The sequence below is a fragment of the Phormidium yuhuli AB48 genome (genome assembly GCF_023983615.1).
GTDB classification, from domain to species: Bacteria; Cyanobacteriota; Cyanobacteriia; order Cyanobacteriales; family Geitlerinemataceae; genus Sodalinema; species Sodalinema yuhuli.
The window spans coordinates 4,197,593-4,219,086 of sequence record NZ_CP098611.1; the positions used below are offsets into that span (position 1 = coordinate 4,197,593).

The window sequence follows — 21,494 nt, forward strand, 5'->3', positions numbered from 1 at the left end:
AAATATGTAAAGCAATCGGTCCCATCACCGGTTCTGCGTCCTCATCCTCAACTCTGCCACTCCAACACCTATATGACCGACGTACCCGTTTCCCGCATCCGCAACTTCTCCATCATCGCCCACATCGACCACGGTAAATCCACCCTGGCCGATCGCCTGCTGTCCTACACCGGAACCGTAGAACAGCGGAAAATGAAAGAACAGTTCCTGGACAACATGGACTTGGAACGGGAACGGGGCATCACCATCAAACTCCAGGCGGCCCGCATGAACTACACCGCCAAAGATGGACAAACCTACGTCCTCAACCTCATCGACACCCCCGGCCATGTGGACTTCTCCTACGAAGTCTCCCGGTCTCTGGCCGCCTGTGAAGGAGCCTTACTCGTCGTCGACGCCTCCCAAGGAGTAGAAGCCCAAACCCTCGCCAACGTCTATCTCGCCCTGGAAAACGACCTAGAAATTATCCCCGTCCTCAACAAAATCGACCTCCCCGGGGCCGAACCCGAGCGTGTCAGGGAAGAAATCGAAGAAGTGGTGGGCCTCGACTGTTCCGAAGCCATCCACGCCTCCGCCAAAGAAGGTATCGGCATCCCGGAAATCCTGGAATACCTAGTACGGCAAGTGCCGCCTCCCCAGGATACCGTCGATGAACCCCTGCGAGCCTTAATTTTTGACAGTTACTACGACCCCTATCGCGGAGTCATCGTCTATTTCCGCATCATGGACGGAACCCTGAACCAGGGCGATCGCGTCCGTTTCATGGCCTCACGAAAAGAATTTGACCTCGACGAAATTGGCATCCTCTCCCCCACCCAGCAGCCCGTCGACAGCCTCCACGCCGGCGAAGTGGGCTACCTAGCCGCCGCCATCAAATCCGTCGAAGATGCCCGCGTCGGCGACACCATCACCCTAGCCAAAACCCCCGCCGAGAGTCCCCTCCCCGGCTACACCGAAGCCAAACCCATGGTCTTCTGTGGCCTCTTCCCCACCGACTCCGACCAATTTGAAGACCTCCGGGATGCCCTAGAAAAACTCAAACTCAACGACGCCTCCCTCAACTACGAACCCGAAACCTCCAGCGCCATGGGTTTCGGCTTCCGCTGCGGCTTCCTGGGCCTCCTGCACATGGAAATTATCCAGGAACGCCTCGAACGAGAATATAACCTCGACCTCATCACCACTGCCCCCTCCGTGGTGTATCACGTCACCACCACCGACGGCGATGTCATCAACATCGACAACCCCAGTCTCATGCCCGATCCCGTCCAGCGGGAGAAAATCGAAGAACCCTACGTTCAAGTCGACTTGATTACCCCGGAAGAGTATGTCGGGACTCTCATGGAACTTTGCCAAGGTCGTCGCGGCGAGTTCAAAAACATGAAATACCTGACCCCCACCCGCACCACCCTCATTTACGAATTACCCCTCGCCGAAGTCGTCACCGACTTTTTCGACCAAGTTAAATCGCGATCGCGCGGCTATGCCAGCATGGAATATCAAATGATTGGCTACCGCGAAAACGACCTCGTGCGTCTCGACGTCATGGTCAACGGCGACCCCGTCGATGCCCTCGCCGTCATCGTCCACCGAGACAAAGCCTACCCCGTCGGTCGGGCCCTGGTGGAAAAACTCAAAGAATTAATCCCCCGCCATCAATTTAAAGTCCCCTTACAAGCCTCCATCGGCAGTCGCATCATCGCCAGCGAACGCATCCCCGCCCTCCGCAAAGACGTCCTCGCCAAATGCTACGGCGGCGACATCTCCCGCAAAAAGAAACTGCTCAAAAAACAAGCTAAAGGGAAGAAACGCATGAAAGCGATCGGCACCGTCGACGTTCCCCAAGAAGCCTTCATGGCCATGCTCAAACTCTGACATCCCCCAGGGGAGATGCGTTCCGGCAAGTTTGAATCGATAGGCCTAGGTCAAAACTTTTACTGATGCCGGGACGCATCCTACCATCTTTTGCCTATTGCCTATTGCCTATTGCCTATTGCCTATTGCCTTCCCCCCCTATTCCCTAAAGAATTGCATCATTTGTAGCCAAAATAGCCAACCCAAGCCTAAAAACGAGTTAGGGTAAATGAAAACGTTGGGTTTCGCGATTAACGACGACGAGAGTGCACTCCTAAGTGTGTCGTCCAACAGCCCGCGTATCGGCGATAAGGCGCTTGCGAACGATGCCCCAAACTCAATCCTCCAGTATTTCCCGGGTCGTCAGTGAGAATCACTGTCCGGCTCGCACCTTTGAACGTCACGATGGTCTGACCGTCGTGCATCAACATATTCCCCATAGTCCCGTCGTTGTCACCGATGTTTGGGTCAACGCCGGGGCCTGCGTCGAACCGGACGAGTGGTCAGGGATGGCCCATTTTCTTGAACACGCCATCTTCAAAGGAACCGATCGCCTTGGCCCCGGTTACTTCGACGCTGCCATCGAAGGCTGTGGTGGACTCACCAACGCCGCCACCAGTTACGACTACGCCCATTTCTTCATCACCACCGCCAGCCCCTATTTTAGCGAGACCCTGCCCCTCCTCTCCGAACTCCTCCTCCACGCCGCTATCCCAGAGGATGAGTTTTTACGAGAACGGGAAGTCGTCTTTGAAGAAATTCGCCAAAGCCAAGATAGTCCCGATGACATCCTCTTTGAAGTCACCCTGGACACCGTCTATCAACATCATCCCTATCGTCGTCCCGTCTTGGGAACCCAAGAAAGCCTTTTAGGGCGATCGGCCGCTGACTTACGGCAATTCCACCGCAGCCATTACCAACCCCATAACCTCACCGTCGCTGTTGTTGGCGGCATTTCCGAACTCGAAGCCCTCGATCGCGTCGACCACTGTTTCCAAAACTTCTTCCCCAACCCCGGCTGTCCCCGGGTCAACATCACCCCCGAACCCCCTATTCACGGCGTGCGGCGGCGGGAACTGGCCTTTCCGCGCCTCGAATTAGCCCGTCTCAACCTAACCTGGACCGGTCCCGGCATTGACCATCTCGATGACGCCTACGGCTTAGATCTCCTCGCCATGATTCTCGCCAGTGGTCGTTCCTCGCGCCTGGTGCGGGAACTGCGAGAACAGCGTCAATGGGTTCAAGGCATCACCAGCTACTTCTCCCTACAACGGGACTCTAGCCTCTTTACCATCAGTGCGTGGCTTGAACCCTGTTTCTTAGAAGCCGTCGAACAAGCCAGTTTGCACCAGATTCACCGCCTGCGAGAAACCCCCGTCGATGCCCTGGAACTCGCCCGGGCCCAACGACAACTCTGCAACGACTACGCCTTTTCCACCGAAACCCCAGCCCAACTCGCCGGCCTCTATGGCTACTATCAAACCCTCAGCCGGGCGGACATCGCCACCCAATATCCCCAACGGATTCAGTCCCTCCAACCCGACAACCTACGCCAAATTGCCCGACAGTACCTCAGCCTTGAAAACTACGTCGTTACCATCGGCCTGAACGAACAGTGATAGCCTAGATGGGGTTTGATTGTTGCGAACTGTTTACCTTCCGGCCTCCCCGAATTTATGTCTCCACACCGCGTTGTTCTCCAGAATGGGATGACTGTCATCCTGGTGGAAAATCCCACCGCCGACATCATGACCGCTCGTTTTTTCATTAAAACCGGGACGCGCTGCGAACCCCCCCATCTCTTTGGACTCTCCCATCTGCTGGCTTCGGTCATGACTAAGGGAACCGCCAGCCTCTCATCCATGGAGATTGCTGAACAGGTCGAATCCGTGGGGGCCAGTGTGGGGGCGGAAACGACCAATGACTACTTTCTTTTTAGTCTCAAAACCGTGTCAGCGGACTTTGAGGAGATTCTCAATCTCAGTGCCGAACTGTTGCGATCGCCCGCCCTTCCCGAAGCCGAAGTCGAACTCGAAAAACGCCTCACCCTACAAGCCATCCGGGCCCAGAACGAACAACCCTTCGCCATCGCCTTCTCCCAACTGCGAGAAGCCATGTATCGAGACCATCCCTATGCCGTCTCCACCCTCGGCTTAGAGAGTACCGTCGCCGGCCTAACCCGTTTAGACCTAGAGAACTTCCATCGCACCTATTTCCGTCCTGATAACCTAGTCATTAGTCTCGTCGGCTGTTGGCCCATTGACCGGGCGATCGCCGCCCTAGAGTCAGCTTTCAGCGATTGGCAGGCCCCACCCCTTCCCATTCCCCAAGTTGACCTACCCCGCCTCACCCCCCGGCCCACCATCCGTAAAACCCCTCAAGACACCCAACAATCCATTGTCATGTTGGGCTATCTTGCCCCCTCCGCCTGTCTCAAACAGGGCGATCGCGTTCCCCCAGAATACGCCGCCCTCAAACTCATCAACACCTATCTTGGCAATGGTCTCTCCAGTCGCCTATTCGTCGAACTGCGAGAAAAACGAGGTCTCGCCTATGATGTCTCCGCCTTTTATCCCACAAGACTTGACAATTCGCAGTTTGTCGTGTATATGGGAACCGCCCCTCAAAACACCGCGATCGCCATCGAAGGCTTACGAGTCGAAGTCGAGCGTTTAACCGCCTTATACCTGCACAACGACGAACTCCAGACCGCCAAAAACAAGCTATTAGGGCAATACGCCCTCGGCAAACAGACCAACTCTCAAATCGCCCAAATTCTAGGCTGGTACGAGACCCTAGGCTTAGGAATAGAATTTGACGAAATGTTCCCCGAAGCCGTGGCCCAAGTCACCGCCGAAGAAGCCCGACGAGTCGCCAGCCGCTACTTCACAGAGCCCTACATCAGCCTCGTCGGTCCCGCCGCCGCCCTCAACAGCGCCCTCCCCTCCCCCGTCTCCTAACCCCCCATTATCTATTGCTATCCCCTCTTGGGAGGGGCAGGGGTGGGTTCCCCCCTACTGCCTACTGCCTACTGCCTACTGCCTTCTTCTCCCCCATGCCCGACTTTCTCATCATAGGTGCCCAAAAAGGCGGAACCACCTCCGCCCTGCATTACCTCAGTCAACATCCCCAAATCGAAGTAGCCCCTCAAAAAGAAGTCCATTACTTCGACCTCAACTATAGCCAGGGACTGTCCTGGTATCAGCAGCAATTCCCCAACCCCAACCCAGATATCCTAAGAGGAGAAGCCAGTCCCTACTATATTCTCCATCCCGACGTCCCCCGTCGCGTCGCCGCTGACTTTCCCCACATTAAACTCATTGCCCTCCTACGCAACCCCGTTGAGCGGGCTATCTCCCACTACCACCATGCCATCAAAGAAGGCCTCGAAACCCTCCCCCTAGAAGACGCCATCGCCCAGGAACCCATCCGCCTGGCCGGAGAAGCCCAAAAACTGCAAGACGACCCCAACTATCACAGCTACGCCTACCAACACCACAGCTATCTAATCCGGGGCGAGTACCTCAACCAACTGCAACGCTGGTGGGCCCACTTCCCCAAACAGCAACTCCTGATTCTCCATAGCGACGACCTCTATCAGCAGCCCCAAGCCACCCTAAACCGGATGCTAACCTTTCTCAACCTACCGGAATTGCCCCTAACCCAGTTCCCCACTCTCAACAGCGGGAACTATTCTCACGTCAGCGAGTCTATCCAACAGCAGTTACGGGAGAGATTTCGACCCCATAACCAGCGCCTGTTTGCCGCCCTCAACCAAAACTGGGGTTGGTGAAAACTGTAGCCTATTACCGAAATGATGCGTTCCGGCAAGTTTGAAGCGATGGGTCTAGGTCATAAACCGAACCGATGCCGGGACGCATCCTACCTCTTGCTTCTCCCCTGTTCCCTGTTCCCTATTCCCTGTTCCCTGTTCCCTCCCCCCTCTTGCCTCTTGCCTCTTGCCTATCGTACTCTGGATGAACGCCCAGGGAAACTGTACCGAAATGGTTGCGCCCCAGCCGTAAATCCTAAACAACACCCGGTCATCGGAAGTCCTTAACAGCAGTTGCAATGCGTGTCCTATTCCTCCATCCGAACTTTCCTGCCCAGTTCCGTCATGTCGCCACAATCCTAGGGCGAGATCCCAATAATCAAGTCGTCTTTGGGACCAAAAACGAACGCCCAGAATGGAAAATTCCCGGCGTAAAGAAAGCCCTCTTTACCCCCAGTCGTGACCCTCGGCCGGAAACCCATCACTATGTCCGGCCCCTGGAAAGTGCGGTTCTTCATGGACAGGCGGTGTACCGTACCATGTTGGCGCTAAAAAGTCAAGGCTTTGTTCCCGATTTAGTCTATGGTCACTCCGGCTGGGGACCCACACTCTTTGTCAAAGATGTCTTCCCCGAGAGCAAATTAATGTGCTACTTCGAGTGGTTCTACTGGGCCCATGGTTCCGATGCTGATTTTGACCCCGCTGACCCCCTCAGTCCCGATGACGAGGCGAAAATCCGCGTCAAAAATGCCCCGATTTTGATGGATTTATACTCCTGCGATTGGGGACTCTCCCCCACCAAATGGCAGAAGTCCCAATTTCCCCATGAATTTCAGCGTAAAATGACCGCCATGCACGATGGGGTGGATACGGAGTTCTTTAAACCCAATCCTGGGGCGAAGTTGGTCTTACCCAACATTGACTTGTCTGGGGCCGATGAGATTGTGACCTATGTTTCCCGAGGGATGGAACCCTATCGTGGCTTCCCAGAGTTTATTGAGTCCATCGCCTATCTGCAAGAAAAACGCCCCAACTGTCATGTGGTGATTGTGGCCTCGGAACGAGTCTGTTACGGGAAATCTCTCCCCAATGGACAAACCTATAAGGAACAGATGTTGGCTAAAGTTCCTCTGGATATGTCGCGGGTGCATTTCGTGGGAACCTTGCCCTATGGTCAATATCTGAAGGTGTTGCAAGCGTCCGATGCCCATATTTATCTGACTCGTCCCTTTGTCTTATCTTGGTCGATGATTGAGTCCATGTCCGCCGGTTGTGTGGTGGTTGGATCGGATACTGCGCCCGTTCGGGAGGTGATTCGCGATGGTGACAATGGCTTCTTGGTGGACTTCTTCTCACCTAAGCAAATCGCCGATCGCGTCCATGACATCTTAGAACATCCGACTCGCATGGCCCATATTCGCGAGAATGCCCGTAAGACGGTGTTGGAAAACTACGCTCACTCGGTTCTGCTTCCTCGTCATATTGAGTTGATGAAAGAGGTGGCCCAGGGGAATTTACCGGAACCACAACCCATCGCCTCGATTCCTGAACGCAGCTTAGTTGTCAGTGGTTAGGGAGAGAGGGGACAGTGGGAGTTAACCCCCAGTCTAAAGACCTAGTTTAAAGACCCAGTCTAAACAGCAATTGTCGGAATTTAGTGTAGAGAGTCGTCCAGCCAAATCGGAGACGTTCACAGGAGGAACAAGATAGGGGATGAGTGTTAGTGTAGCGACGGCGATCGCGTCCCACCAGACGGGAGAGGTGGAACGTGCGGAAGAGTTATATCGGCAAATTTTGGCAGAGAATCCCCAGGAGGCGGCGGCCTTACATGGATTGGGGATGATTGCTTATCAACAGCAACAGTACGAGCGCGCCATTGAACAGATTGAACAGGCGATCGCCCTGGATCAGAGTCACGCCGCTTATCACAATACCTTGGGCATGGCCTATCGCGCCCAGGGCCATCTCGATAAAAGTTTAGCCGCCTATCGTCAGGGACTTCTATTAGACCCCGACAGCAATGCCCTCCAGGGCAATTTTACCCGGGCCTGGCTGGAGTATGTCGATCGCGATCGCCCCGCCGCCCTCAATCACCTGGTTCAACTCGGACGGGCCTATCACCGACTGGGGAACTTCTCCCAGGCCAAACAACTCTATGGACGAGTTCTAGAGTATGATGCCGATCAGGCCGATGCCCTCCAGGGACTGGGAACCCTCGCCTATCAACACCAAGACCATTCTCAAGCAGTAACCCTCCTGCAACGGGCGATCGCCCTCAATCCCAACGCCGCCAGTTATCATCACAATCTCGGGGCCGTCTATCAGGCCCAAGGCCAACTGGCCGCCGCCACCGCCGCCTACCGACGGGCCGTTGAACTCAACGCCAACCTAGAGGCCCCCCGCAAACAACTGAACCAGCTTCTAGAACATCTGCGTCAGAAAGACGTAGAAACCTGGAAGCAAGAAATGTTTAAGTTGGCTCAATGTTTTCAAGAGCAAGAAAACTATCGCCAAGCCGTATTTCTCTACCAAAAAATCCTAGAAGTTGACAGTCAATCTGCGGCTGCTCATTACCATCTTGGACGCATTGCCTATCATCATCACCAAAGCTATCAAGCGATGGTGGACTTGGAAAAAGCTGTTAAACTAGACCCAAACAATGCCGAATATCATCATGGCTTTGGCTTAGCTTGCCTCCAACATAGCGTGCCGCAGATGGCATTAGAACAGTTTAAAAAAGCCCTGGAACTTGACCCAGAAAACCAAGAGTATCAACAGCAATTCAACGAAACCATTGAGTATTTTCTGCATTATTACCACGAATGCGCCCAATGGCATTACAACTTAGAAGAATATCAAGAAGCCGCCACCATTGATTTTCAAGCGGGTAACTTCGTTAAAGAACACACAGGACGCTTACAAACCGCCCAACGTTATTATCGTCAGTCCCTGGACCTTTGCCCCAACTATGCCGAGGTTCATCTAACCCTGGCGGAAATCTATTTAGAAGAGAAAAACTTTAGCCAGGCCCTTCTCTGTGCCCGCAAAGCTATTCAAGGGAAACCGGACTCCGCCGAAGCCTACAAAGCCCTTGGGAACGCCTTTTTAGGGCAAAAAAATGGCAATGCGGCGATGAACGCCTATCAACGGGCGATCGCCATTAAACCCGACTTCGCCGAAGTCTATTCCAACGTTGCCAGCATCTATTTCTTCCAGAACCAAAACCACGAAGCCCTACAACTCTATCAAAAAGCCCTCTCCTATAACCAAGAACTCCCCGGCATTCATTGGAATCTTGGGAAAGTGTACGAACGGATGGGGAAAGTGGATGAAACCATCCAATGTTGGCAACGGGCCTTAGAACTTGACCCCAACTTTGGCGGGGGTATCTCCTATCAGCACTTAGCAGGCAAATACTACGCCAAAGGTCAAAAAGAAGAAGCCGTTAAACTCTTCCATAAAGCCATTGAACTCCAGCCGGACTTAACAGAATCCTACTGGGCCCTCTGTGAAGTCTATAACACCAAAAACCAAGCCGCTGCCCGGGCCGTTTCCCTAAAATTCTGTGAGAACGTCACCGGGAAAGACCGAATTATGGCCCTGTTGGCGGCGATGAAAGCTCACCTAAACTCCGGGGTGAGTGAGGTGGCGATCGCCAAATTCAATGAAGTTGAACCCCTCATCTACAATGCGATTCAGCAATACCCCCTCACCTACAACGAAGTGGTGCGCCTCTATCTCAACCTGGCCTTTGATATGCCCCACGTCCGCGATGACGTCGCTAAAAACGCCAAACTCTCCAAAACCTTAGCCCAACTCTATCTCAAATACCTCGAAGCCAAAGCCAACAGCGAGAAACACGCCGAAATTCCCATTCGTCCTCGCCCCAATCCTGGCCATCCCCTGCGTATTGGCTTCCTCTCCAAACATTTCCGCCGTCACTCCGTCGGTTGGCTGAGTGTGGACATCATCGAGGCCCTGAGTCAAATCACCCCCCATATCTTCCTCTACGTCACCGGGGATATGGGCCGAGATGAACTCACCGAACGCTTCGAGAACGCCGCCGAGAAATTTAGCCGTCCCGAGGGGGCCCAGGCGAAACTGATTTTGCAAGAAATTGCCCAGGATAACCTAGATGTCCTCATCGACATGGACTCAGTAACAGTGATGCCTAATACTGAAGTCTTCTATAGCAGTCCGGCCCATGTCTGTCTCACCTGGCTCGGCTTCGATGCCCCCTATATTACGCCCAAAAACTACTACCTGGGAGATTGGCAAACTCACCCCGCCGGCGTTGAGGAACATTACATCGAACAAATCGTGCGCCTCCCCGACTCCTTCGCCGCCACCGCCGGACTTCCCATTCGTCAAGTCGATCGCGAGGTGTTGCGCCGTTCCATGCGGGTGGCCCCCAATCAGGTGGCTTTTCTCTGTGTGGCTACGGGGAATAAGTTCTGTCCGGAGTTAGTGGAAGCCCAAATTAAGATTTTGGCCCAGGTTCCCGATAGCCTCCTCTTCTATAAAGGCCGGGTGGGGGATTTGTTGGCTATTGAAGAAATCTATCAAAATGAATGTCGCCGTCAGGGAGTGCGGACGAATCGCATCCGGGTTCTCCCCCGAACTCAGACGGAAGAAGAACATCGCCTGATTTATCAGTTCGCTGATGTCTTGATTGATTCCTATCCCTATAGTGGCGCCACTCACGTCGTGGAAGCCCTCTGGTTTAATATGCCAGTGGTGGCGTTGGTGTCGCAACAGTCCTTCGGCCGTCAGGCCTACTCCCTCATGAAAGCCGCTGGAAGCGATTTAGGGGTGGCTTGGACTTGGCAGGAGTATATTGATTGGGGCGTGCGTATGGGCCGAGATGAAGGCTTACGCCAACAGATGCGATCGCAACTCGAACAAGGGAAACAGCCGGATAGCCTGGCCCCCCTCTGGAATCCCCGTAAGTTTGCGGCGGATATGTATAACATCTTCAAGGACTTGGTGGCCCAACGGGCCGCTGGCTAGTCCCCTGTCCGGATAATAGCCGCCAGTCTTGTAAAGATAAGCGATACCTCTCGCATGATGACTGGTGATTATGGGGACTCATACGTTACTTGCACTCACTGCTTTATTGGCACCGGAGGGTCGTCTCGAACCGCCGGTGTTACCGATGCTACCCTCGTTGGATAATCCATCCTTAGAAACCGTTGACTCGAATCGGGCCCTGGAGATGGCCATGGCCACTCCTGAGATGAGTCTCCCAGAATCCCAGTCTCAGCCGCAATTTATTTTTGCCGATGTCTCTGGGGTGGAGGAACACTCCCGAACGGGCCTTTTTAGTCAATATTTGACCTTGTATCAGGCCCTCTTGATGATTTTGGCCCTGTCTCCCTTGGCCGTGTTGGTGACGTTTGGCGTGATTCGCCATCGGGTTTTGGAACGGTTGGTGGCCGATGTACGCTGTAAGTTAGGTAAGTTGGGGGATTTGGAGAAGCAGTTAGATCACTCCAGTCGTAAAGCCGATCGCCTCTTGGAAGAACTCGAACGGGCCATCCTTCAGGCCCACCAACAGGCGCGATCGCAGGTGGATGGCTTAACTCAGGAAATGGAAGTGCAGATGGATCAACTCCATCAAGTCGAACGCATCCGCAATGAATGTTTGCATCAGTTACAGCTGGCGGTGTTGGAGGCCGATGAGGCGAAGGATCAGAAGTTAGCGGAAATTCAGAAAATTAGCCCCCGCGCCATTCTACAGTCCATGAAGCCGGAGTTACGGCAAAAAATTGACCGGGTATCCCAGCGACTGGCGGCAATTCAGGCGATTCAGGAAGCCAATCGAACCATTCCCCTCGCCGCTGGGGGGAACGCCGTCGCTAAACCGGAAACCCCATCCCAGCCAACCCCAACCCCCATTTCTAACAGGGCCACAGCTGAATCTCCCCCCCTTGGGGGACAACTGACACCCCTCTCGTTGCCTGAACACGCCTCGCTTCCAGAACGGTTAGTCTATTATGAGGCCCTGCTAACTCGGCAACCTCATCATCGTCAGGCTTGGTTGGACTATGCCGAGGCCTTACTGGAAAGCCGACGATGGACCGATGCGATCGCCGCCTATGAGGAAGCGATCGCCCTGGATAATCAGGATGCGGATACCTGGTTACGTCATGGGACTCTACTGTACCGCACTGGCCGTTATGCCCAGGCGGTGGAGAGTTTTGATCAGGTCATTGAACATCAGAACCCTGAGGAAGCCGGGGGCCGCGATCGCCTGGTGGAAGCCTGGTTTGGCCGAGGCAACAGTTGCGGCCGCTTACAACGCTATCCTGATGCCATTGACAGTTATGAGCGTACCGTAGAGTTGAACCCCGATAAATATGAAGCCTGGTACAACCGGGGTAATACCTTCAGCAAGCTACAACGGTTCGATGACGCCCTGGAAAACTATGAACAGGCCCTGAAGATTCAACCCAAGAGTCCCGAGATTTGGCATAATCGCGGTGCTATTCTCAATCGGATGCAGAACTTTTCTGAGGCGATCGCCTCCTATAATCAGGCGGTGATGTTGCAACCGGATAAGTTTGAGGCTTGGTACAACTTGGGTAATGTTCTCAGTAACGTGAAACGCTACCCAGAGGCGATCGCCGCCTATGAGAAAGCTGGAAACATCAACCCAGACCGCTATGAAGTTTGGTACAATCATGCGGCAACCTTGGTCAAACTAGAGGAGTACCAGCGGGCGATCGTCTCCTATGAGAAAGTCACCCAACTCAAACCCAATCATTTTGAATCTTGGTACAACTTGGGCATCTTACTCGAAAAAATGGAACGCTACGACCAAGCCCTCGACTGTTTCGATGCCGCCATTGAACTGCAACCACAATCCTATCCAGCCTGGTACGCCAGCGGCACGACTCTACAAAAACTTCAGCGTCATGAAGAAGCTCTTAATGCCTATGAACGGGCGATTAAGCTGAAGCCAGAACAGTCAGAAGCCTGGTACAATCGCGGTCAACTTTTATCCCTGTTAAATCAACATCAAGAAGCCGTCAGAAGTTTGGGCAAAGCCTTTCAAATCCAGAATAGTCTGTTACAAGCAACGGCGATGTGATTTGACAGTGAAATTGATATTTCTTGGGGAACCCTCTTAAAAAGCACTCGTCTATTTGTATTGAAATGCACTATACTTTAAGAGGTTATGTGCATCCCCAAAACATCAAAAGAATCCACGGGTGTCTCTGCCTGATATCTTGTGTAAACCTGTGGAGGCTAAAATGGGCAATACCATTATTGGAACCTTAATTTCAGACCTGATTATTCCTGGGGGAAATATCCAGGGCGAACCTCTCCCTGACTTATCAGGGGATGACATCATCGACGGCGTGGGTGGCAATAACGTCATTGCTGCCAGTGATGGCAATGATAGCGTTGTCGGCGGTTCTGGGAACGACTTATTATTCGGGAACCAGGGCGACGACACCCTACGGGGTGGACCCGGAAACGATACCCTGTATGGAGGACAAGGGAATGATGTCCTCTTCGGAGACTCGGGGAATAACTATCTCTCGGGCGATCGCGGTAACGATACCATTTTCGGCGGCAGTGGTAACGATGTCATCTTCGGGGGAGAAGGAGACGACTACCTCGTCGCCGGTGAGGGGAATAATACCATCTCCGGGGGAGAAGGAAACGACATCATTGAAGGGGGAAATGGCGATGATTTACTCTTCGGCAACCAAGGCAACGATGTTATCCGCACCGGAGATGGTAATAATACAGTCTATGGAGGGGCTGGGGATGACACCATTTTCGCCGGCCCTGGCAATAACTTCCTCTCCGGCGACTTAGGGGCTGATGTTCTCGTTGGAGGTGACGGAGAAGATACCTTTGCCATGTCTCGCCGCAGTGCCGACGTCACCAGTGGCGGCGTCAACCTCTCTGATGCCGATCGCATTCAGAACTTTGTCCGGGGTCGCGATCGCTTATTCCTGGATGGCTTACCCTTTGCTGATGTCAGCATCGAAGTGAATGGAAATAACTCCATCATCAAAGATACTGTTACTAACCAGTTCCTCGCGGTGGTTGAAGGGGTATCTGACCTTGATGCGACGGACTTCTCCAGTGAGATTGCCGATCCTGAACCCCCGCGCACCTTTGAGTTTGTGGATGAAAATGGTCAACCCATCAACCTCTATCAATTTGACCAGGCGGACGGAGGAAGTACCGCTGGTGTCTTAGTTCCCCGCAGTATCTTTATTCGACGCAGTGGAACCACTGGGGAAGACAACCTCTTGTTCAACAAAATCCCCGCTACCGCCTTTGAAGGGGTGGACTTTCAAGGCCCCGGTTCTGGGGTGGAGTTATTGAACGGACAACGCCTCGTTAGCTTTGCTGATGGACAAGGAACTGTCGCCTTTGACATCAATCTCATTAACGAAGTCTTGGGAACGGATGCTGAAGGGGGCGATCGGTTCTTCTCCTTACAACTGAGGAAAGATACGGTCGTTGTTGATAACGCCAACTTCCTGATTCGTCGTCAACCGGCTGGTGCGCCTCTCGGTGGTGGCTTTACGTTTACTCGAAAAGATAAAACGATTGGAGGTGGTTCGACAGATGGGGCTGCTGAGGGAGTCTTTGGTGTCACCGGAAACCCTGACTTCATCCGTTTTACAATCTTCCGCGCCAACGCCGATGTCGAAGCCAGCGTTGATGTAATTACAAGTCCTGGAACCACCAACCCCGCCATTGGCGTCACCGATATCTCCGAACTCGGGACAAACCCAGGAGAGGGCGACTTCAAACAATTTACACAAACCGTTACCTTTGGCGTCAATCAGCTTTCCCGTTCATTTGAAGTCCCTGTTAGCTTTGACACTCTGGGTTCCTCTATCATGCGGGTTGCCCTCCAGGGAGACCAACTGGGTGCTTTTCCCACCGCAGACGTCAATATCCTCTAAGGATTCTGAGTACATCCTCAACTCCAACCTCATCTCAACACCCCCCTGTGGGGTGTTTTTTTTGCCTCCCACCCCCTCCTCCAACCTCTGTGACCTCCGTGACTCTGTGGTTCCCCCCGCCCCCTTGACATAAAAAATCCATTTTGCTATAATAAAACCATAAATAAAGCTTCACCCCTCAATACAAAGCGCACCAAAATTTTGATTGAGGTTGGCAAGGCTTCGCGGTCCCGGTGCGGGCCGCGCAAAGCCAAACATCTAAGCAGCGCAATTTTTTTCTCCGTATTAACGTACAGAAATCAGACACAAAAACTGGGGGCATCACACCCCCAGTCTGAGCAACCACAAGAGGGCAACCACGAGAGAGCAACCACAAGAGATTGCCCCTACGCATCCTCAACCGGATGACGCTCCCTAATCAAACGAATCGCGCGACTGACACTCTCCGGTAGAATCACCACCAAACTATCCTTAGGCGCCTCATCCAGAGCAATATTAATCGCCTTCTCCTCACTGAGAATCGACTCATAGCGAGCATCAGGATTCACCTCCTGAATCCCCTTACAAATCCAATCCGCCGCATCTCCCCGAGGTCGTCCCCGAGTATCATCATCCTCCTTGACAATAATTTGGTCGAAAATCTCCGCCGAGAGACGGCCCAACTCCACAAAATCCTCATCCCGACGATCGCCCGGGCCCCCAATCACCCCAATACAAGACCCCGGCCAATTGCGGACAAAGCCCCCCAACGCCTCATAACTCGCTGCATTGTGAGCATAATCCACCAAAGCATGGAAATCCCCCAAATCAAAGAGATTCATCCGTCCCGGCGTTTGGTCAACCGACGCCTTAAACGTCGCCAACCCCGCGCGAATCGCCTCCAACTCAACCCCTTGCACATAGGTCGCAATACAAGCGGCTAACGCATTCGCAATCATAAACGGTGCCATCCCCTTCAACGTCAGAGGAACCTCATCCGCCTTAGCAATCCGAACCATCGAACCGCCATCGAGAACCGTCAGATAGCCATCCTGATACACCGCCGCCTTCCCGCCATTCTCCACATGACTCCGCACAATCTCATTATCCGGATTCATCGAAAAATAGGCGATATGGGAGCGCAAATTCTTCGCCATCCCCGCCACCAACACATCATCAGCATTGAGAACCGCATAGCCATCGGGGTGAACCGCCTCCGCCACCACCGCTTTCACACTGGCCATCTGTTCAATCGTATCAATATCACCAATGCCCAAATGGTCAGCCGCAACATTCAACACCACCCCCACATTGGCCTCCTCAAAAGCCAAGCCAGAGCGCAAAATCCCCCCACGAGCGGTTTCCAACACCGCCATCTCCACCGTGGGGTCTCCCAAAATCAGGCCCGCACTTTGGGGACCCGTATTATCACCGGCCTCAGCCAAAAAGTCACCAATATAGGTTCCATCCGTCGTGGTATAGCCCACCACCTGGCCCGTCTGCTTACAAATATGAGCAATCAAACGAGTGGTCGTGGTCTTACCATTGGTTCCCGTAATCGAGATAATCGGCACACTGTGGGGAGTTCCTGGGGGAAACAGCATATCCAAAACCGGCTTAGCCACATTGCGAGGAGTCCCTTCACTCGGACTCACGTGCATCCGGAACCCAGGGGCCGCGTTCACTTCCACAATCACCCCATCCGTCTCCCGTAGCGGCCGGGAAATATCCGAGGTGACAATATCCATGCCGATAATATCTAAGCCAATAATCTTAGCCACCCGTTCAGCAATCCAGCGGTTTTCCGGGTGAATCTCATCGGTGCGATCAATGGCAATTCCCCCCGTACTGAGATTAGCCGTAGCCCGCAGATAGCAGACCTGACCCCGCTCCGGGATACTATGAGCATCCAAGCCTTGACGGTCGAGCCATTGCAAACTGGTATTATCCAACTTCAGCCGCGTCAGGATATTGTCATGGCCATCTCCCCGGCGGGGATCTTGATTCACATCATCTACCAACTCAGCAATAGTAGATTGGCCATCTCCCACCACATGGGCCGGGACTCGTTCCGCCACCGCCACCAACTTACCATCAATCACCAGAACCCGGTGGTCTTGGCCTTCGTAGTAGCGCTCCACAATCACCGATCGCGTCTTCGACTCCTCACTCGCCGCATCATAGGCCGCCTCAGCATCCTGCCAATCATCGATATTGATGGTAATCCCACGACCATGATTGCCATCGAGGGGTTTAATCACCACGGGATAGCCTCCCACATCGGCGATCGCATCTTCAAGTTCATCCAGATAATGAATCACCGTTCCCCGAGGAACCGGAATCCCCGCATCGGCCAGAATCGTTTTCGTCCCTTCCTTATCACAGGCCAATTCCACCCCCAGGATGCCACTATTATCCGTGAGCGTTGCTTGAACCCGTTTCTGATGAACCCCAGTCCCAAAGCGAATCATGGCCCGCGCACTCAACTGGTCCCAAGGGATATAACGCCGTTCCGCCTCCCGAATCAGGGCTTCCGTACTCGGCCCCAAGGCCGCCTCATCCCGTAAATCCTCTAAATCCGTTAAATCCTGTTCCAACTCAGCCAGGGGATAACGGCCCGTCTCCACAATGCTGGTACACATCCGCACCGCTGCCCGCGCTGCATAACGGCCCGCCCGCTCATCTTTATACTCAAAGACGACATTATAAACTCCCGCCGTCGCCGTCGAGCGAGCGCGACCAAAGCCCACCTCCATCCCCGCCAGGGTTTGCAGTTCCAACGCCACATGTTCAATTACATGACCGAGTAACGTTCCCTCCTTAACCCGTTTCAGGAAGCCACCGCGATGGCCCGGGGAGCAAAAATGGTCTTCAATACTCGGCAGGAGTTCACTGAGGGTTTCGTAGAAGCCCGGGATGGTATCCGTGGTTCGCTCGGCCAGATCCTCCAGATCGAGGCGCATCACAATTAACTTTTGGCGGCGAATACTCCAGTAGTTGGGTCCGCGTAAGGTGAGGATCTTGAGAATTTTCATAAAAGCTAAGTACCAGAGAATCTAGCCGGAGCAGATGGAGCAGTACGTGAACACTATAGTGTAGTTTCGATCTGGCGATCGCCTGAAAACTGTTCGCAGTGAACAGAATACGGGGATTGTTGGTCAAACTTGCCGTCAGGGAGAGACCCGTTTAACGGAGATTAATCCCGTGCCAACTGAGGTTGACGACCCAGTAAGCCAGTCATTAATCGTAACGCGATTCCCTTGACCGGGGGAAGGCGGCGTAACCCCCACAATCCCACTTGACGCAGCAGCACCAGGGGCCACCAGTCATTAGAAAAGAGGCGATCGAGAACATCCGTAAAGCCTAAAATGGTTAGGTTTTCCAGTTTACGCCAGCGTTCATAGCGCTTCAAGACCATCAAGGCCCCAATATCCTGACCTCGCTGCTGAGCCGACTGAAGCACTTCCGCCAGGGCCGCCACATCACGAATCCCCAGGTTCATTCCTTGGCCCCCCACCGGGTGACAGCGATGAGCCGCATCACCAATGAGGGCTAAACGGGGTTTCACATAGCGATCGCTCTGCATCAATTGCACAGGAAACAGATAACGAGAACTGGCCAACTCAACCCGTCCCATTTCCGAACCAAACCGTTCTTGTAACCGCTCCCGAAACGCCACTTCATCCAACGCCATCAGGGCTTGGGCCTCCCCATGGGGTGCTGTCCAGACCACATTACAGCGGTTTCCCGGTAAGGGCAGAATAGCAAAGGGTCCGCTGGCCTGAAACTTCTCGTAAGCGATATCCTCGTGAGATTTCTCCGGCTTCACCTTGAACGTGACACAAGATTGCCAGTATTTCCAGCCCCGGGTAGAGATTCCCGCCGCCTCCCGCACCGGCGATCGCCCCCCATCCGCCGCCACCACCAACTGGGCCTGAAGTTGCCGAGTCTGACCTTGATGATGATACGTCACCGTCGCCTCATCGCGTCCATAATCAATCTCCTCAACCTGCGCTGACTCAATACAGCATACAGTATCAGATTTGTCAAGAAATTCGCGCAACCCTTGGAGCAAGGGAGTATGTTCCGCCACATAGCCCAAACGGTCTAAATTCAAATCTTGAGGCAGAAAGCGGACATCAGCAGGGCGATCGCCATCGGAGAGACGAATTTGGCGAAAGGTATTAATACGGGGCAAAATCCTGTCCCAGACGCCGATTCCCTCCAGAATGCGCCCCGTCAGCAACGTCACCGCATAGACCTGTTGTCGAGACAGAGCCGCCTCTCGGGACTGAGCATCGAGGAGAACCACCTGCAAGCCCGAATCCCGGAGAGCGCAGGCCAGGGCGCTCCCCACCACACCACCACCAACAATAGCAACGTCGTAGTGGCCGGGGGTCGCAGCCGGATTAGCAGAGACAGACTGAGGCAATGAGGACATGAATCAATGACAAATGTAACCAGATGTTAAGCGTCGTTGTTCATATTATAGACACGACCTCGCCACTGAGTGGGGCGATGCAGGGCTGAGAGGGTAATCCGTAGAGCCGCCAGGGGGTCTGCCAAGGGGGAGAGCCAGAATAGCCAGGCCCCTTGAGCCTGATGGCAATCATAGGAAGGGGCGATCGCCCATCCCAAGGCCACACGAATCAGCAACAGCAGAGCATTCAGCCCCACAAAAACGCCCCCCAGAGGCGTTCCCAGACCCGAAATCAGGAGGGACCCCAACAGCACCGGCAAGGGCAGTCCTTGGAGCATCCAGAGCAGCCAAACATCACTCCAGGTCTGTCCCCAAGACGAGGCATCCTTGAGGTCGAGCGATCGCCCCCATTCCCGCCAAGTTTCCGCCGCCCCATCATACATCCGCACCTTGAGCAGCCGAGAGCCATCCCAGAAAGCCACCCGATAGCCGCGCCGAGCCACCTCCCGCGCCAAAGTGACATCATCACAAAAGGAGCGACGGGCGCAGGAATAGCCATTCATCTCTTGCAACACCGAGCGCCGCACCAACAAACATTGTCCATTGGCCATCACCCGTTCCGCCGACTGGCTAGGGCTTCCCGTGGGGCCAAAGCGATAGAGAAGGGTCATCAACAACGCCGGTTGCAGCAGTAACTCCCCGGGATACTTCAAAATAAAGCGCGGCGACAGAGAGACCAAATCATAGCCCTCCCGTTCCGCCTCCGCCAACAGCCCCGCCACCAAACCCGGCTGGGGTTGGGTATCAGCATCAATCCCTAACAGCCACTCCACCGGAGGTAAACTCGGCCGAGTCGGCGATTGAGACTGCTCAGAGGTCTCCGTAGGGACGGCAAAATACTGATAGCCATTCTGTAGGGCCCAAGGACGGCCCACCCAATCCGGGGGGAGGGGGTCATCTTCAATCAGGCGCACCCGAGGGTCACGCTGAGCGAAAGACTGGACTAACGCTTGCGTTCCATCCTCAGAGCGACTATCCACCACCACAATCGATCGCACCTCATGGGCCTGCTGCGTCAACCCCGTTAAACAGGGACTGAGGCGATGGACTTCATTCAGCGTCGGCACAACCACCCCAACCGTCCCCAAGCGATCGCCCAGCAGGACTTGGGGAGTAATGGGAGGTTTACGAGTGGGGCCAGCAGCTAAGCGAGAGAAGAGAATGGCCACAGCCGGAAGCTGAAGCAGTAGCAGAAGGAAAATCAAGCTATCCATGAAGGGTTCCGTTTGGGGCAGCGAGGGCGATCGCCTCGACAACAGCAAAGCTTCTATCTTAGGCAAGAATGTGCCCCAAACCACAAGCTGGGCCCGACTAACCCATCAGGGTAGGGGCGAACCGCACCTGGCACGCCCACTTTTGCAAACATGGTATTACTTCGCCGCCGTTTCCAAAGCCGGATAGTCCATCTCCGTCTCAGACAAGCCAGGCGCATCCTCATCAGAGACCACCTCCTCAGGAGCCAGTCGCCAACACAGCAGAGCCGGAACCACTCCAAAGAGACTGCTCAGCAGGGTCGGGACCGTAAACTGAGCATCCAACAGAACTAAGGTGATACTGGCCCCAAAGATGAAATTCACCAAATAGACCGCCACCGGTAGGCCCAACTCCCGGCGAGAGAGGACAAACTGTTTACCATTTTGTAACGCCGTGGCCACAGTCATATAGACCACCCCAGTGCCAATCCAACCGGCGATATTGCGGTAGGGCATCCCAAAGAAACTACCCACTTCCTCAAACGCCCAGAATGGATAGGGCGTTTGACTCATAGCCGGATCTAACACTAAATCCCAGGCCGTCAGCAGAATCGCCCCCAGGGAAATGGCAGCAATCTGACGTTGCCAACGGGCCAGGGGAGTCACCTCCAACAGGGCCGTAGCCAGGAGAAAACAGACAAACCCCATATAGAACCAAGAGAGGGGAATGGTGAAGGGAACCAAGCCAGCAATTTTGTAGCCCAAGCCACTCAGGTAGTGATAGGCCCCAAAGGGAAACCCCGTGCTCGTTCCTAAGAGTTCACTGCTGAGGGAGAGCAAAAACGAGGGGATGAAAAAGGCCAGCAGGGGTTTTAGCCCCAGAGTCCGATAGCCAAACAAGCCGACGGCGATCGCCCCGAGAATGATATAGCTGACACCCCCTTGGCTCATTCCCCAGGAAAAAGCCTTCAGTCCCAGGGGGGATAACTGGGCAATAAACTCAGGATTCGGCAGAACCAGCAGCAGTCCCGCTAGTCCAAACGCCATAGAGAAGATATGAAGGCCCAAGCAGGCGCGTTCGGCGATTCTGAGATGCTTCATGGGATGTTAACTTTTTTTACAAGCACTGACGATGAGTTCACAAATTGTAACGTATTCGGTTTTCCCCCTTAAACCCCATCAGGTGTTAGAGAGCCGAACCACGCGGTAGGATAGAGTCGCAGCAGCCGCCTAAATCACTCCTCTGGGTTGGGTCTTGTCAATTCGGGGAGGATGGA

The 21,494-nt window shown here is 54.0% G+C and carries 12 protein-coding genes; 8 read left to right on the forward strand and 4 right to left on the reverse strand.

All coding sequences use genetic code 11. The annotated features are described in order from the left end of the window. Window positions 1-72 precede the first annotated feature (72 nt). From lepA to NEA10_RS18140, 8 genes are all read left to right on the forward strand, one after another. Window positions 73-1,875, forward strand: coding sequence for a translation elongation factor 4 (gene lepA / locus NEA10_RS18105; RefSeq protein ID WP_252662735.1), 1,803 nt, complete (start codon window positions 73-75; stop codon window positions 1,873-1,875). Between the two features lie 305 nt (window positions 1,876-2,180). Beyond that, on the forward strand, window positions 2,181-3,473 hold the full coding sequence (locus tag NEA10_RS18110; protein WP_252662736.1) for a M16 family metallopeptidase: 1,293 nt from the start codon (window positions 2,181-2,183) through the stop codon (window positions 3,471-3,473). Between the two features lie 90 nt (window positions 3,474-3,563). Beyond that, window positions 3,564-4,814, forward strand: coding sequence for a M16 family metallopeptidase (locus tag NEA10_RS18115; RefSeq protein ID WP_374111801.1), 1,251 nt, complete (start codon window positions 3,564-3,566; stop codon window positions 4,812-4,814). Window positions 4,815-4,909: 95 nt separating this feature from the next. Then, complete coding sequence (locus NEA10_RS18120) at window positions 4,910-5,647, forward strand: sulfotransferase domain-containing protein (RefSeq protein WP_252662738.1); 738 nt, start codon at window positions 4,910-4,912, stop codon at window positions 5,645-5,647. Between the two features lie 278 nt (window positions 5,648-5,925). Then, window positions 5,926-7,200, forward strand: a complete 1,275-nt coding sequence (locus tag NEA10_RS18125; protein WP_252662739.1) for a glycosyltransferase family 4 protein — start codon at window positions 5,926-5,928, stop codon at window positions 7,198-7,200. 139 nt (window positions 7,201-7,339) lie between these two features. After that, window positions 7,340-10,636, forward strand: a complete 3,297-nt coding sequence (locus tag NEA10_RS18130; protein ID WP_252662740.1) for a tetratricopeptide repeat protein — start codon at window positions 7,340-7,342, stop codon at window positions 10,634-10,636. A gap of 70 nt (window positions 10,637-10,706) precedes the next feature. Further along, window positions 10,707-12,719: a tetratricopeptide repeat protein gene (locus NEA10_RS18135; protein WP_252662741.1), complete on the forward strand. Its 2,013-nt coding sequence runs from the start codon at window positions 10,707-10,709 to the stop codon at window positions 12,717-12,719. Between the two features lie 151 nt (window positions 12,720-12,870). Then, window positions 12,871-14,565, forward strand: a complete 1,695-nt coding sequence (locus NEA10_RS18140) for a calcium-binding protein (protein WP_252662742.1) — start codon at window positions 12,871-12,873, stop codon at window positions 14,563-14,565. A gap of 386 nt (window positions 14,566-14,951) precedes the next feature. Here NEA10_RS18140 and cphA read toward each other — a convergent pair whose 3' ends face one another. The 4 genes from cphA to cruF form a co-directional block, all read right to left on the reverse strand. Next, complete coding sequence (gene cphA / locus NEA10_RS18145; RefSeq protein WP_252662743.1) at window positions 14,952-17,579, reverse strand: cyanophycin synthetase; 2,628 nt, start codon at window positions 17,577-17,579, stop codon at window positions 14,952-14,954. Between the two features lie 161 nt (window positions 17,580-17,740). Next, window positions 17,741-18,985, reverse strand: coding sequence for an FAD-dependent hydroxylase (locus NEA10_RS18150; protein ID WP_252662744.1), 1,245 nt, complete (start codon window positions 18,983-18,985; stop codon window positions 17,741-17,743). Window positions 18,986-19,011: 26 nt separating this feature from the next. Continuing rightward, on the reverse strand, window positions 19,012-20,238 hold the full coding sequence (locus NEA10_RS18155) for a glycosyltransferase family 2 protein (protein WP_252662745.1): 1,227 nt from the start codon (window positions 20,236-20,238) through the stop codon (window positions 19,012-19,014). Window positions 20,239-20,394: 156 nt separating this feature from the next. After that, the gene (gene cruF / locus NEA10_RS18160) at window positions 20,395-21,318 is read right to left on the reverse strand and encodes a gamma-carotene 1'-hydroxylase CruF (RefSeq protein WP_252662746.1); all 924 of its coding nucleotides are present in this window, start codon (window positions 21,316-21,318) and stop codon (window positions 20,395-20,397) included. Window positions 21,319-21,494: the final 176 nt, after the last annotated feature.